A 15,260-nucleotide genomic window follows, 5' to 3' on the forward strand; every position below is an offset into this window, starting at 1 on the left:
ACCATTATTTGCATATGGTAAGGAAATCTGGTGACAACATCGAACTCTGCGCAGAAAAAAGCAATTCTTCACCATCAAGGCCCTCTGCTGATCATCGCAGGTCCAGGCTCAGGTAAAACCTATACCCTGGTTGAGCGCATCATGAATTTGATTGATGAACATGGTGCAAAACCTGAACAGCTCTTGGTCGTGACTTTTACCGAAAAAGCAGCACAGGAGTTGAAAACCCGAATCTCGAATAGACTCCTAGAGCGAGGTTCCTACTTCAACGTCAACGAAATGTATTTAGGTACGTTCCACTCTATATGTCTTCGTATCCTAGAAGAGTATCGTGAGTTTACGCGTCTCAAGCGCAGCTTTGTGCTCATGGACCAATTCGACCAACAGTACTTCCTTTACCAGAATTTACGTGAATTCAAGGAAATAGATGGTATTGAGTTCATTCAGGGTGAGAGTAAGGTTCCGGCTTGGGCTAAATCTGAGAACTTATTAGGATGGCTTAATAAAGCGTCAGAAGAAGTTCTTGATATCGAACAACTGACTCAGTCAGATGATGTCGCGATCTCAGCTCTGGGTGAGGCTTACGCAACCTATCAAGAATTGTTGAAAAAGCACAACTCGCTCGATTTCTCATGCATCCAACTTGAGACACTGGTGTTGCTTCAACAGTACCCAAAAATTCTTGAGGAGCTGACAATAAAGATCACCTATTTGATGGTCGATGAGTACCAAGACACCAATACCATTCAGGAGCAACTTTTACAGCTTCTGATGGGCTCAAAGCGTAATTTGTGTGTAGTTGGTGACGATGACCAAGCTCTCTATCGCTTTCGAGGGGCGAGTGTTCGTAATATTCTGGAGTTCCCGGCTAAGTTTGCGCCAGGAGAGTGTGAGCAAGTTAAGTTATCCATCAACTATCGATCGCATCCGGACATTGTAGGTTTCTATGATACATACATGGGAGACAAGCCTTGGCTACGTGGCGGTGTGAACTACCGTTACAGTAAAACCATCGAAGCTCGCGAGGGAGGTTTTGACGCAGGACCAACGGTTGTCAGTGCTGTGACACCAGAAGGCGATGACTGGCATGATGACGTCTATCAGATGCTTATGCACCTAAAAAACGAAGGCAAGCTTACTGATTGGAACCAAGCCGCGTTTTTATTCCGCTCTGTAAAAGCAGACAAAGTAAGAGCGCTTGCGCAATCTCTCGAAGAGAAAGGCATTCCTGTATATTCGCCACGTGCAAATCTATTTTTCGAACGAGAAGAGATTCGTCATTTGATCGGTGCGCTGCACATGGTTTTTCCTATGGTGATGCCAGAGCGCAAGAAGAAAATCCAAGAAGGTCGAAGACTCGCGATTTGGGATTATTACGAGCAGCATTGCATCGCGCCTTTCATTGAAAAACTGCGCCAACCGGAACAGGCTGATTTACTTGCATGGTGTAAGCGAAAAGCCGTAGCACACCATAACATGACCAAAAACGCGGAATCTGCTTTCCTCGGACTGTTTTACGAGCTGCTCCAGTTTCCGTTATTTTCGCACTTCTTAGAGCAAGAGAACGGTAACGAGCGTGCTCAGCGTAACTTAGCTCAGATGAGTCGCATGCTGGGTAAGTTTGAATACCTTCACCATATTAGTGTCCTAAGTCCAAAGTACTTATTACGAAACCTGGCGTCTCTATTCGATAACTTCTTGAAATTTCTTTTCGAAGGAGGGATAGATGAGTATGAAGATATGTCTGAGTATGCTCCTTCCGGCTGTGTTTCTTTCTTAACTATTCACCAGTCGAAGGGGTTGGAGTTTCCGATTGTATTTGTCGGATCGCTCGAAGCCGTGCCAAGAAAACAATACACAGACCTAGACGAAATCATCGAACACCAGTACATGGCCAAGCCACCATTTGAGCCTTTAGAAGATACTAAGCACTTTGATTTCTGGCGTCTTTACTATACGGCTTTCTCTCGTCCCCAGAACTTACTTGTTCTAACCGGACAGGAGAAATCGGGTCACGGGAAGACGCCATCAAAATACTTTACGGATTACACTTCAAAGCTCCCTTATTGGCGAGATGTGAAGCACAAACTTGCTTCAATAGAGTTTGAGCAAGTTAAAGACGTCAACATCAAACACGAATACGCGTTCACATCGCACATTACCTTGTTCGAGACCTGTGCAGAGCAATATCGTTTGTTCAAAGACCTAGAGTTTCAACCAGTAAAAGCGAGCCCAATGTTGTTCGGTACCCTAATTCACGAAACCTTAGAAGATGTTCACAAAGCAGCACTTCGCGGTGAAGAAGACAAGATTACCAGAGAAAACATTTCAGACTGGCTGCAAGATAACTACCAAAACCTGGCTAATCGTGAGCGAATGTACTTAGGAGAGTCCACGCTCGGGGCTGCGCTGCAGCATGTGATGCGTTATGTGGACCGAAAGGGCAGCTGTTGGGATGATATCAAAGAGACGGAAGTGGATATCTCATTGGTAAAAGATCGCTATGTGCTTACTGGTAGTGTTGATCTTATTAAAGGCGAAGGAGATACCGTCGAGATCATCGACTTCAAATCTGAGCGCAAGCCAAGCATGGAAAAGGATCGAGAGCGTATTTTGCACCATCAGCGACAGCTCGAGATCTACGCGCACTTGGTCGAAGAAAATACGGGTTACAAGGTGAGCAAAATGCACCTTTATTTTACTGGTGAATCTTCAGGCTTACCGACCATCAGTTTTAATAAAAATACGGCAGCGATCGGCCAAACCATTGAAGACTTTGATAGTATTGTCGACAAAATAGAGAACAAAGATTTTTCGCTCAAAGCTCGACCAGACAAGACATGTGTCGACTGCAGCGCTCGTGCTTATTGTGACCGCAAAAATTGGAAATTTTGTGCTTAGTAAGTGCTAAGTGACACATCAAAGAACAAAGAGAATAAGACCATGTCTAATGACCAGACCAACGTAGAAAACTACGAATTTGAGCCGATTAAAGGCTACCCGATGCTTAATTGGAAAGGTAAGCGTCCATTCCGCTCTACTCAGTATTTCCCTGCGCAGTTAAAAGAAGTGTATGGCCAAGAAGATGATAACGGCTGGATCAATAAGATTTTCTGGGGTGATAACCTTCAAGTGATGAGTCATTTGTTGAAGAGTTTTCGAGGGAAAATAGACTTCATTTATATTGATCCTCCTTTCGATTCTAAAGCTGACTACAAAATTAAAGTTAAATGTAATAACAAATTTACGACAAATGACAATATCGCATTTGAAGAAAAGCAATATACGGACCTTTGGAATAACGATGAGTACCTGCAATTCATTTATGAACGCTTAATTTTGATAAAAGAGTTATTGAGTGACAGTGGTGTTGTTGCTTTGCATACAGGATGGCAGAAATCAGCTCATTTGAGACTAATAATGGATGAGGTTTTCGGTAATTATGTAAATGAAATAGTTTGGCAAAAAATTCGCTCCTCTAAAGCTCAAAGCAGTTCATTTGGCAACGTCCATGATTTAATTTTTATTTATGCAAAAAGTGCTAACTACAACTTTAGAAAGTTATACAAAGATCAATCAGAGGAATTTAAATCAAAATTTGATCGCATAGAAGAAGGTTCGGGTAGAAAGTACCAGTTAGTTAGTATGGTTCAGGCTGGTCAGGGACCTAACCGTCGTTTTGGTGACATAGAGTTAAGCCCTGGCCCTGGACGCCATTGGATATGGTCACAGGAAAAAATTGATGAAGGTTTGATGAATGGGCTAATTGAGTTTACTTCTAATGGCACACCGAGAAAGAAGCAATATCTTGATGAAAATAAAGGAAAGCCTATTGATGATATTTGGAACGACATATTTCCAGTTAATTCACAGGCAACAGAAAACACAGGTTATCCAACCCAAAAACCGGTTTCATTACTTCAACGTTTAATTGAAGCATTTACGGACGAAGATGATTTGGTGTTCGATTGTTTTATGGGGTCTGGTACGACCCAAGCAACAGCAAACCAAATGAATAGAAGGTTTATTGGTAATGATATTAATTTAGGGGCAATACAAACAACCACGAAGCGATTAGTTGCGCAGCATGCAAGTTTCGAGGTCTTTAATGTAAACAACTATGATATTTTCCGTAACCCAGTTGAGGCAAAAGAGCTTTTAATTGAAGCGTTAGAAATCCAACCGCTTGGTTCTAATACAATCTATGATGGTGAAAAAGACGGCTTTAAAGTTAAAATTATGCCCGTCAACCGTATTGCGACCAAAGAAGATCTGAATGACCTGATCCAAGGCTTCCCTTATAAGCAATTCGAGGAACGCAAAGAGGCAAATCCAAATCAACCAGTAGAAGAGATCATGTTGGTTTGTATGGGACATGAGCCAGGATTAGGCGCAATTCTTGAGAATGAATCAGGCTACAAGATGAAAGTCGAAGTGGTTGATATTCTGCGCGATAAGTCTGACCTCACCTTTAAGTATGATTCGGAAGCGTCTATTGAAATAAAAGATGGCAAATTAGTCATCGAAGAATTCTACCCACGCAATTTGCTACAAAAGCTCAGTCAACAAAAAGACGACGTGACTGAGTGGCGTGAAATGGTGGAGTCTATCATGATCGACTGGAATTACGATGGTGCTGTGATGGAGCCTATTGTTATTGATATTCCAGAAAAAGACGAGTTTGTGGCTGGCGAATACGAAATCCCAGAAGACGCGAATAACATCAAGATTAAGATTACGGATTTACTCTCTGAATCTTATGAAGAGGTGATTGTGCATGGCTAAAAATGCCCAAGAGAACTTTGAACTCAACAATGCATTTTACGTGCATTTACACGAATTCTATAAGATTCACCGTGGTACGGTTCGTAAGCATTATTCTCGTTTGAGTAAGGCGTTTCTCGATTTTAACGACCCTTCTCGTCCGGGAAGCTTTTTGCGTACGCCGCAGTTCGAAGCGCTTGAAATTTATGTCTTCTTGAAAGAGTTCCTGGATAACAAACCAGTCTATCAGCTTTTCGAAGATTGGTACGGCAACAAAGGCCGCTTCGAAGAACGTGTCTCTGGCATCAGCGCTATCGATGGTCAGCTAATGCAAGGGGATATGTTTTGGGAAATGTCTGAAAAGGACTACAAGGGCATCTTCAAGAAGATGAAGGCCAGCAATGGTGGCCGATTATACCCTAACTATATCTTCGCTCTGACGATGGGTACCGGCAAAACCATCTTGATGGCCACTTGTATCTTCTATGATTTCTTGGCTGGTAACAAAAAGAGCAAAGACGATAACCGCTTTATTCAAAATGCGCTAATTTTTGCGCCAGATAAGACGGTGCTGCAGTCTTTGCGCGAGATCGAGTCTTTCGACCACACCAAAGTCGTGCCATCGGAATACATGCCGATTGTCGCAGAGTTTAAGTTTCACTACTTAGAAGATGCTGGGGTGTCGCTTAATACACTTGATGGCTCTAAGTTCAACATCATCGTATCGAACAGCCAGAAAATCATCTTACGCCGCGATAACAAGGGGAAATCTAAAGCGGATAAGTTGTTTAGCTCGGGTAAAGAAGCTTATCAGGGCATTGGTGGCGTTGTTGATGACATGATGGACGTTCTCGGTCTTGATTCAGAAACAATGAACGTCGCTCCAGAAGATGAAGCCGATCTTGTGACTAACCAGCGCTTTGAGAAAATCAAGCGACTTCCTCAGCTAGGGATCTTTGTCGATGAAGCACACCATGCTTTTGGTGCGAAGCTCGCAAAAGATATGGGCGCGAAATCCGATAATACAGCGAACTCTTTGCGTAAGACGATTGATGAACTGGCGATTAATTTAAAAGCATCCGGGACTCGAGTTGTGGGGTGTTATAACTACACAGGTACGCCTTATGTTGGTAACGATGTGCTACCAGAGGTGGTCTATGCGTATGGTCTGCGCAAGGCAATAGACAACAATTACCTGAAACAGGTGAAGTTGCACAGCTTTACTCAGACCCGTCAAAAGCAGTTCCTAGAGATTGCAATCGACAAGTTCTTAGAAGGTGCCGAAGAAGTAGGTCGCCCAGAAGATATGTTGCCTAAGATGGCTATTTTCGGAACGACGATCGAAGAGATAAACGATGTGGTTCGCCCTGCAGTAGAGGAAATTCTCGCTAAACGTGGGATATCATCAGACCGAATCTTGGTTAACGTTGGAGATAATAAGCTCACTACGGATGACGACATTCGCGAGTTTAACCGCCTAGATACTCCAAAATCGGAAAAACAATTTATCTTGTTGGTGAATAAAGGCCGCGAAGGTTGGAATTGTCGTTCGCTGTTCTCTGTGGCGATGTTCCGTGAGCCGAAGTCTAAGATATTTATACTTCAAGCTACCATGCGTTGTTTACGGGCTGTTGGTGATCGCCAGCACACTGGTCAAGTCTTCTTAACCGATGAAAATATGAAGCTGTTAGATAAAGAGCTTCAAGCGAACTTCCGCATTTCTGCCGACGAGATGAAAGAGCCGGATCCGAACAAGGTGACGGTGAAAGTAAAAGTCGAGCATCCGAGCATTAAGATTCCGATTAAGCGCGTACGTCGCCAGTTTAAGTTGATTGAAAAAGAAGATTTGGACAAAGGCTATGAGCTTGGACTAAAAGATGTGGATGTTGACAGATATCGCATTATCCACTCGACCCAAGACGGCCTGCTGATGCCAGATGATCTTGGCTCCGCGAAATCTCGAGTGCACAGCGATATTTCACATATAAAAGAACAGCGCACTTTTTCAAAGCTTACACTGGTTGCCGATATTGCTCGTTACCTGAACAAACCGTGCTTGGAAGTCGAGAAAATAGTTGCGGGTACCAGCGAAGGCTTCGAAGGTATCTTGAAGATGGTGAATGAGTTCAACGAGGTGCTTTACGATGAGGTTATTCCTCGTCTGTTCAAGGCTATCTATGACATCGAAGCCGAAACTATTACTGAGGAATTCGAAGTCGACCTTGTGAAAGAACCACCAATCGACCCAGGCTATTACCCTGTAACGGTATCGAAAGATAAGGTTATTAGTAAGTCTAGCAATGAGTCGAATCCTAATGTCGCAAAAAGTTTCCACCTCGATAACTACTGCTTTGACTCTAATCCAGAGAGAGATTTCTTCTGGAGCATGTTACACGAAGAAAAAGTCGATAAGGTTTGGTTTACCGGTATGCTAACGCACGGCCAGAGCGACTTTGTGATTCATTATGTGGATAGCGAGACACAGCGCGTACGCAGCTACTACCCAGATTTCTTGATCAAGAAACAAGATGGCTCCTATGTGATGATTGAAGTTAAAGGCGAGCACATGATTGACTCTCAAAACGTGAAGGACAAGAAAGATGCCGCTGATCTGATGGGCGTCGCTTCTGGCATTGGCTACGAAATCATTGCGGGTAAAGCTGCTGAAAGTGGTTCATACGGAAGAGAATTCTTGAACTAAAAAAGTTAAAAGGCTATTTAGGTGCAATAAATAGCCTTTTAAAATGCATAACAACGCCAAATTTCAACATAAAGTATCTATTTAGTTTTGCTATTCATAAATGATAATTGTCCAAAAGTTTGCTAGAGATTGAACAAACTTTGTCATTTCCACAGTGCTTCTGGTAACAATGCACCTTAAAAATGATCAAACTTTAACTTTTGCATCCTGTCGCTGATATTGAACTAGCAAGGGAGTATTACGTCAGGTCTAGACGCCCAGTAATTTCAGAGAGCCCAGTAGCTATTGAGGATTTGGCTGACAATAATCCAATCCAGAACCAAGAAACTAAAGAAGACTTGCTAACCGAAAAAAACAAGCGCAAGGTAATATTGGATTGAGACAGGATGCACATTGTTCTGTCGATACAGTTCACCTAAACATTGATGATTTTTCTCGCGGCCCTTTGAGGCCGTTTTTTTATCTGTAATTGTTATGTTAGTACCACGATATGACATTGCAGTATCATAAAGTGAGTGTTAGAATCTTTCACATGTGAAAGTGGCGATGTTTCGTCACTAGGAATCTCATTTGCAATCGGAGAGCGAGGTAAACATGGCAAAAGCTATCGCCTATGCCAATCAGAAGGGAGGCGTGGGTAAAAGTACTATCTGTATCCAGCAAGCCTTCGATTTGGCAGAAAAAAAGAAAAAAGTCCTGGTACTGGATTTCGATGGTCAGGGTAATACATCTTCACGTTTGGCTCCTCGTGTGGAGTTGGAAGATGGCAGCTACGAGCCAGTATATAGCGGTACTAAAGTAGCTGAATTGTTCCTTGATAACTGCTCAAGCATTCAAGTAACGGAGTGTCCATGTGGTGTTGATTTGATTTACACGCCCAAAAACGATCCGGATTTGTTTGAGATGGAGGCAGTGCCATTGGAACAAGCAATGAACCCAGCTCGACATTTAAAAGAACTAATCAAAGACTATGATTACGTGTTGATTGATTGCCCACCGAGTCTTGGCCGTAAGCTGGTTGCTGCACTGATGATTGCGACGCATGTTGTATGTCCTGTAAAACTATCTGGCTTTGCGGTTGATGGTGTAGAGGGCTTGCTGACGACCATTATCGGTGTTCAGCAACAGCACAATCAAAACTTAGAAATCCTGGGCATTGTCATCAATGATATGGATCGTTCAGTGAACCACAACAAATCGTTTACTGAGCTGAAAAAAGCTATCCCAGAGTTGATCTTTAGTAACATTATTCAACACCGTCCACCGCTTGATTCTGCAACTACAGATGGAGTTCCAGTATGGTCTCTTCGCTATGGTCATGTAGCAGCAAAAGAAGTGCGAGCGGTGCTGGACGAGATTGTAGAGAAGGTAGGTTAAGATGAAACTAAATAACCTAAAAAACCTCAACCAGTTAGCTCAAGCCGCCCAAAAAAAGCAGCCAGATGGTAAGGTAATTCTGACGGTTCCTGTTGATGAAGTTATTTCAAAAGAACAGGTTCGTAAACGGTTCCGTAATATCGAGGAACTGGGTGATTCAATTTTGGAAGAAGGCCAGCAATCCGCGATTGTGGTCTACCCGAAAAATGAAGACGGCAAATATGTCATTCAAAAAGGCGAACGTCGCTGGAGAGCATGTAAAGCCAAAGATATTCCAACAATTGACATCGTTGTTAACGAAAAAGAACAAACGGACTTGGACGAAACAGCGGGAGAATTGATAGAGAATATTCAGCGCGATGATTTGACTGCACTTGAAATTGCTAATGCTTTACAAGTATTCATTGATAAAGGGTGGCAGCAAAAAGACGTTGCAAAACGTATCGGTAAGAACACAATTTTTGTTTCAACGCACCTTTCATTATTAAAAATGCCTGACTGCGTTCGAGAATTATACGATAATGACATTACAGCTGATACGGAAACACTCAATAACTTACGTTTGCTATTCGAACTGAATGAAGAGCGCTGCCGGGCTGTCTGTGCCGTTGCTATGAGTGATGGCATGACACGTAAGCAAAGTCGTGAGTTGTTGAATGATGCAAAACGTATCAAGAATGGTGATGAACCAACTTCAAATGAAGATGGTGCAGTAACCAATAACTCTGAGCAGGATAATAATTCGAATTCTGACTCAGAATTGGGTGAAGAGAAGGGTGGCAACTTTACACAAAGTGATGTGGAAAGTTCTGATGATACAACGGGCGATAATGTTGTTCATCAAGCTACGGGAGAGGAATTTACTTCTGATGATGCTTCATCTCAAGGCGATACAAACGCGCCGGGTGATAAGCAGGTTGATGAAAGTGATGATGCAACCGATGATGCCGAAGAAGAAGGCATTGAACCTCCTCTTGCAAAAGGTAAAGACTGGAAAGGGGCTGACCCACGTAAGTTAGTCATCACCGTGAATATTATCGGTGAGAGTGAAAATAAGCGTGGTGTACTGATGACAGATCGTATTGCTACTGAACCAAATGTGGTTTGGGTTAAGACTCTTGTTGGTGAGAAAAAGGAAGTAAAGCCAATTAAAGTAGCGGTGACTGACATCGAGCTCGTAAGCGTTGAGTAAGGTAAGTATGGAATGAAGTTATCTCAGGATATGAGTCGCAAGTTTGAACTGGTAAATGCGCTGTCTAAGTTAGATAAGCCCAGCTTGCACGATCTCCATTCAGAGACCAAGATTCCTGAGTCCACTATTAAACGCCAACTGGCGATGCTTCGTGATGAGTTTGATATGAAAATTATATTCATCCGTGAATCGAGGGGAGAGCGAGGAGCTACAGGCTACTATATGATAACGGACTGGGGTATTTTGGACCGAGAGAAGTTCATCTTGCGGCACGGAAAGCTCTGATTGTAATATCCAACCTCAAATTAGCCCTGGCATTGCGCCGGGGCTTTTTTATGCCTGTAGACTTTTAAAATTTTACAAGTATTATAAAATGATACTGTAATGTTGAGGAGGTAGCTCCTTTTAGTTTTTTGGAGGTCTCAAATGAAAGTTCTTCATCTCCCTGTGAAAGCTCTGTATTTCAGACAAATGCAAACCGGGGAAAAGAAGTATGAATATCGTCTTCAAACGGATTACTGGCGGAAACGTCTGGAGGGCCGCGAGTATGATGAGGTGCATATCAAGCTTGGCTATCCAAAATCTGGGGATACCGAGAAGATTTTAGTTCGACCGTGGAAAGGTTTTGAGGAGATGGTTATTACTCACCCTCATTTTGGTGATGCTCCCGTTAGCGTGTTCGCAATCAAGGTCAATGAGTAATAGGAGATGTACTGATAATGGATTCAGAATTGAAGCAAGAAAGCAAATTTTACCGGGACTTTGAAGATAAGTTGCTACACGTTATAGCAAAAGCCCATGTGATAAACCTGAGCTGTATGAGCAAAGGTGAAGCAATGCGACTGGTTGCTCATTTAGAAAACCTAAACCCTGAAAAATATCCAGAATTTTATGGGGTTAGCAAGTCGCTAATAAACGTTACGAGTTCAAATCTGATTGTTACATTGAACAACACTATTCAAAAAATGAGTTCAAGTCTGTCTGCGCGATTGGCTTTGATCAATCCTGAAAATACCCGCTAGTTTGTACAGAAAAGGGCAATTACTCCCATTGGTATATAGCGTAGGTAGGGGCATGATTGCCCTTGTATCTAAAAAAGTAGCGAGGCTCCGACAATGAATGAGCAAAAGAACCGGGCATTCTGTGAGCAGATGGCTGCGGCAACGGTAGAGCTTGGGACACAAGAGGCACTCTCATGTATGGCTAGGTACATGATAGCCATCGCACACGATAAGGGAATCTCATTACAGTTTGAGTGCGATCTTGGTTCTTTAGAAATCCAACCAAATGAAATACTGATAAAACACTAAAAATTACAGGAGTTGGCTATGAGCAATGCACTGAGCGTTATTACAAAACAACTTTCAAAAGAGTCTGATCCCGCGTTCTTAGAGTTTACAGCTCGGATAGTTGAATCTATTGAATTGGTTTTAGGTTATGAACCAACAGTTGAGAAAGTACGTGACTTGTTGGGAAACAAGAAAAAAACCGTAGCCTTGTTGAATTCTAGTCACAATGAGTCCGTTGTTAAGTTAGCTCTGGAGATCTCACAGTACGACGATAGACACTACGACACATTACTTTCGGCAGGTATGTCTGCTTTAAACCGATACTTGTCAAAGAATAGCGGTTCTGTTTCTGGTTGTATGTTCATGCCTGGCGATATCACTGCGAAAGAGTTGGCCGAACGATTTAACGGAGAATGGATGTTCTTTAGCGATGATAAGAAGCTTTCACTTACTACAGGAGAAATGTCGTATTAGATGGCTATAAATTGCATTCCAAAGTTAAGCGATTTTTTGTTTACGTGTTTATTGCTATGGCTGCACTGAACTTTATTCAGTTGATTGCCAATTTTTACTTACCAGAAGAGCTCTTAATTATCGCAAATGGATTCGCATTAATTTGTGCTGTTTTAAGCGTTATTGATAAGGCCCACTTGTGGGAAAAAACAAGCAGTGATGGGGAAGGCCAGTGAATCGACGTAGATTGTATTTTTTGATGGCGTTCTTGGGTTCGTTGGCATTAGTCAGTGCAAAATTGAAATGGCCTGGGTTCATTGTTGGTGGTATGAGTATTGGTTTTGCTCTTCGATGGTTTCTCATCCACCAGACTCTCAATCAAGATTCTCGCCCGTTAGAACGAATCGTAACGATCTCTGGAATAGGGCTTTTCATGGTTTTGTCCGGTGGCCTTTTTCATCTGGGGGATAATCCTGCCTTTATCGACCTTATGTTTATGTGGGGGTGTGCATCCTCGGGAGTTGCCTTAGCTGAACTGGTTAATGTGAGAAATCCGGAGCGAAGTGAGGGAACTCGAAGTGAGCACTAAGATATACAATGGGTTAATTCTGCGCAATACAACGTTAGAGCAGGCACTAACCAAATTATGCTCCTTGCGCTCTGGTTGCGTTGATACGGCCAAAAAATCCATCGCAAAACTGGGAGCTAGAAAGCTTGCATTTGATGCAGATATCTCGGCAAACGTAACCATGCTCCAAAAGGATAGAAGCTGCCAAACTCTGTCAGATCTGAGAACTATGTTTATCGAGGAAAAGCATAAAGTTTTGGTGGACGGTATTCGTAGTACGGATTGGGACTTCACTTTTAATGTCTGCTTAATTCCCTGGGGACAACATACATTAGGTTTGTACTACGTTGAAAACGATATTGGGTATCGCCAATCCTTAATCGACGTTGGATTTCAAGATTATCATTACCAAAACTCGACAGATAAACCTAACGATGTGACTGATTCAGAATGGAGACAAAGAGAACTCGCTTGGGAATCAGTGTTACCTGGTTGGACAAGACCAATAGAACGCGGTTTGTCTTACAGCGTGGTTGATTGGGATGATTACCAGAGTGCTGTTCATAGTAAAAGTCTGATCCAAGAAAACATCCCTTCACAAAGCATTAGACGCAAGCGAGTGGCGGTAAGTTTGACAGAGCTGGAGTTGACAGCGAGTTTTCCTACTTCATCTGCGTTTGAAATTGTTGAAAAAACCAGAGAGCTATATCCGGATAGAATTGATGACGTATTGCTCGGTGATGTAACGGTAGTACGTTTCTAAAATAGGGGGGGGGAGTAATGCTGGATTTTTTCTTTATAGGCCCATTAGTCATTGGTTTGGTTTGTTGGTTTAAAGCCCCAAATGAGGAATGGGAGTCACTCGCTAAAGATTTTTCAAAGCGCTGGGCGTTAAGCCTTATAGCTATGATCGCTGCTGCCGCGTTGGGAGGAATAACGATGCCAAATGGACCAGAAAGTAGTGAGTCAGCATGGCTCATATTTGTTGGAATCATTTGGTTTGTATGCATTGTTACGATGCTTTGGGTTGCCCTAACCACACTAATGCAAGCGATTAAATTGAAGAAACAATAATAAGGAACGGAGTATGGCTCACGTAGATCAATATATTGAAGATTGGTTAATGGTGTTCAGAGCTGCGGGTATAAGCGATGAAGTTGCCCAGGAGGAATTTGGCTTGTGGTGTGAAGGGCTCGATGGCGAAATTAGCAATGAGTACACCCAAAACGCACTATCTGTCATCAACGCAGCTGAACAGGCAATTGAAGAACTACAAGGAATTGCTGGGTGAGAAGAAAGCGTTCAAACTGGGTATCCGTAAGTCATTTAAGCGCCTATGCCGCTGATCCATCTAAATTTTGCCAGCACAGAGGACAAGCATACAACTCCGAGGCTGCAAACGCTGGATTAAAGGCTCACGCCCAAGCAGGAAGTGGTAACAGTCTTTTACCGTGGTTAGTGATTATTGTTGTAGCCATATTGGTTGCTATTAACTGGGATTTGTTATGACTGGGGAACTAGTGTTTTTGCTGGTGGCGTCAATCGGCCTATTGATGGTTATTCTCAGAGGGCTGTCCATTAAGAGGCAGTTCCATATGCCTTGGTACTGTATCGTGCTGGGGGCTGATATAGGCGGTTGGAAAAAGCCTTGGTTTATTAAACGCCGAGGAGTCTGCGGAGCCCCTGATGCAGTATTTTTTGATCCATTGCGTTTTAGATACATTGCAGGAGAATTTAAAAGCAGAGCGTTCAATGGGCGAATGACAATCCGCGAAAAGTACCAGCTCACACTTTATACCGGGTTAATTCAGCGATTCTGGCTACCTCAAGCACAGGGAGTCATAGCCTATGGTTGTGGGCGAGTATTGAAGCTGGACTATGATAAGACACTTTTTAAAAAGCTTATGGCTCTTCGAGGCGAAGTCAAATCTGCCAGAAAAAATTGGAGGCCAGTCGATCACAGACCTTTATATAAGCGATAGACATTATCGTCACGTCGTAAAGTGCCCAAGAGAAGTAAACTATGCTTTGGTGTTTCAATATGCTAGAAGTACAAAGAATAAGGCCAGAGTAATCTGGCCTTATTCTTTGTCACTATCAGATAAAGGTTCATGCATCTGGCTCAGTAATGACGCTATCTGTAACGTCTTGCACTTTATCGCTGGCCTTATCCAAAGTGAGCTTTGATTCTTCAATACGCGCCTGACGTCGTTTTTCTAACCTAATCTCAAGTTCATCAAATGCGTTTTTAATATCCGTGTTGGCCGCTTCACTTTTCTTTTGCTGGAGCATTGTGTTGAATTGGTCATAAGGAAGCTTCACGAGGACATAGGCGTTGATACGACCTTGTAGAGGGATGACTTCTTGCTCGATAACTCGAAAGCCCACAACAGGTACGTTGTCCACCAAAGTGTCAATTAATTGAGTGTACTGTTCTGTAAGGCCGCCATTGCCGTTGTCCTGGGTATAAGAGCGCTCATTACCTGAGAGTTCCTGTTGGTAAGCTTTAGCTAGAGCGTATTGCGCTTCGAGATTCGCTTTTTTGATCGCAGTATGCAGCTTTTGGCTATCTCCCATACCAACTGCATAAATGCCCTCAGAATCAGGCTGAGGAGGGCTTATGGCCCATTCTGGGACTGAGTTAACCATTTCCTTTGCTAGCTTTTGCTCTTGCTCCATCTTGTTAGCAGCTGCTTCTTGTCGAACTTGCTGAGCTTTAGCTTCTCGTTCAGCGATGTCAACAGAGGTGGGGCTATTAGAGCAACCAGCTAATGATAATCCGGCGCTGGCAGCTACAAGAGCTAATTTGAGTTTGTTTTTCATCATGTGTTCCTCATTACTAACCGCCAATGCGGCTTAAACGTCCAATAACTCATAGAATCATAATATGATTCTATGAAAAAGCAAAATACTTGA

General features: G+C 42.8%; 16 protein-coding genes. 15 read left to right on the top strand and 1 reads right to left on the bottom strand.

Going from position 1 to position 15,260, the window contains the following annotated elements; translation table 11 throughout:
* The first annotated feature begins 30 nt into the window (after positions 1-30).
* The 15 genes from R7E78_RS09510 to R7E78_RS09580 all read left to right on the top strand — a co-directional run bounded on the left by R7E78_RS09510 (position 31) and on the right by R7E78_RS09580 (position 14,326).
* Positions 31-2,901 (top strand): ATP-dependent helicase, encoded by a 2,871-nt coding sequence (locus R7E78_RS09510; protein WP_181382979.1) that lies wholly within the window; start codon positions 31-33, stop codon positions 2,899-2,901.
* Positions 2,902-2,943: 42 nt separating this feature from the next.
* Positions 2,944-4,785 (top strand): site-specific DNA-methyltransferase, encoded by a 1,842-nt coding sequence (locus R7E78_RS09515; protein WP_181382980.1) that lies wholly within the window; start codon positions 2,944-2,946, stop codon positions 4,783-4,785.
* A complete protein-coding gene (locus R7E78_RS09520; protein ID WP_181382981.1) occupies positions 4,778-7,465 on the top strand; it encodes a DEAD/DEAH box helicase family protein in 2,688 nt (895 codons plus the stop codon). Before R7E78_RS09515 ends, R7E78_RS09520 begins: the two co-directional genes overlap by 8 nt.
* Before the next feature lie 594 nt (positions 7,466-8,059).
* Positions 8,060-8,842: a ParA family protein gene (locus R7E78_RS09525; protein ID WP_041154764.1), complete on the top strand. Its 783-nt coding sequence runs from the start codon at positions 8,060-8,062 to the stop codon at positions 8,840-8,842.
* 1 nt (position 8,843) lies between these two features.
* Positions 8,844-10,034 carry a ParB/RepB/Spo0J family partition protein gene (locus R7E78_RS09530; protein ID WP_140055747.1) on the top strand — a complete coding sequence of 397 codons (1,191 nt, stop codon included), beginning with the start codon at positions 8,844-8,846 and terminating at the stop codon, positions 10,032-10,034.
* Positions 10,035-10,046: 12 nt separating this feature from the next.
* The gene (locus R7E78_RS09535) at positions 10,047-10,319 is read left to right on the top strand and encodes a helix-turn-helix domain-containing protein (protein WP_014386681.1); all 273 of its coding nucleotides are present in this window, start codon (positions 10,047-10,049) and stop codon (positions 10,317-10,319) included.
* A gap of 141 nt (positions 10,320-10,460) precedes the next feature.
* Positions 10,461-10,736, top strand: coding sequence for a hypothetical protein (locus R7E78_RS09540; RefSeq protein ID WP_014386682.1), 276 nt, complete (start codon positions 10,461-10,463; stop codon positions 10,734-10,736).
* 17 nt (positions 10,737-10,753) lie between these two features.
* A complete protein-coding gene (locus R7E78_RS09545; protein WP_014386683.1) occupies positions 10,754-11,056 on the top strand; it encodes a hypothetical protein in 303 nt (100 codons plus the stop codon).
* A gap of 306 nt (positions 11,057-11,362) precedes the next feature.
* Entirely contained in the window at positions 11,363-11,797 is a 435-nt protein-coding gene (locus tag R7E78_RS09550) for a hypothetical protein (protein ID WP_138221965.1), read from the top strand.
* A gap of 56 nt (positions 11,798-11,853) precedes the next feature.
* Positions 11,854-12,012 carry a hypothetical protein gene (locus R7E78_RS09555; protein ID WP_153274585.1) on the top strand — a complete coding sequence of 53 codons (159 nt, stop codon included), beginning with the start codon at positions 11,854-11,856 and terminating at the stop codon, positions 12,010-12,012.
* Positions 12,009-12,365, top strand: coding sequence for a hypothetical protein (locus R7E78_RS09560; RefSeq protein WP_318057871.1), 357 nt, complete (start codon positions 12,009-12,011; stop codon positions 12,363-12,365). The genes R7E78_RS09555 and R7E78_RS09560 overlap by 4 nt, the downstream gene beginning before the upstream one ends.
* On the top strand, positions 12,355-13,107 hold the full coding sequence (locus tag R7E78_RS09565) for a hypothetical protein (RefSeq protein ID WP_138221967.1): 753 nt from the start codon (positions 12,355-12,357) through the stop codon (positions 13,105-13,107). Before R7E78_RS09560 ends, R7E78_RS09565 begins: the two co-directional genes overlap by 11 nt.
* A 17-nt stretch (positions 13,108-13,124) precedes the next feature.
* Positions 13,125-13,418, top strand: a complete 294-nt coding sequence (locus R7E78_RS09570) for a hypothetical protein (protein ID WP_032073016.1) — start codon at positions 13,125-13,127, stop codon at positions 13,416-13,418.
* Positions 13,419-13,431: 13 nt separating this feature from the next.
* On the top strand, positions 13,432-13,635 hold the full coding sequence (locus R7E78_RS09575) for a hypothetical protein (protein WP_014386690.1): 204 nt from the start codon (positions 13,432-13,434) through the stop codon (positions 13,633-13,635).
* A 214-nt stretch (positions 13,636-13,849) separates the two neighbouring features.
* On the top strand, positions 13,850-14,326 hold the full coding sequence (locus R7E78_RS09580; protein ID WP_017086512.1) for a hypothetical protein: 477 nt from the start codon (positions 13,850-13,852) through the stop codon (positions 14,324-14,326).
* Positions 14,327-14,453: 127 nt separating this feature from the next.
* Here the strand turns inward: R7E78_RS09580 and R7E78_RS09585 are convergent, their stop codons facing one another.
* Positions 14,454-15,170 (bottom strand): LPP20 family lipoprotein, encoded by a 717-nt coding sequence (locus R7E78_RS09585; RefSeq protein WP_181382984.1) that lies wholly within the window; start codon positions 15,168-15,170, stop codon positions 14,454-14,456.
* Positions 15,171-15,260: the final 90 nt, after the last annotated feature.

This window comes from Vibrio sp. YT-19(2023), from assembly GCF_033337395.1.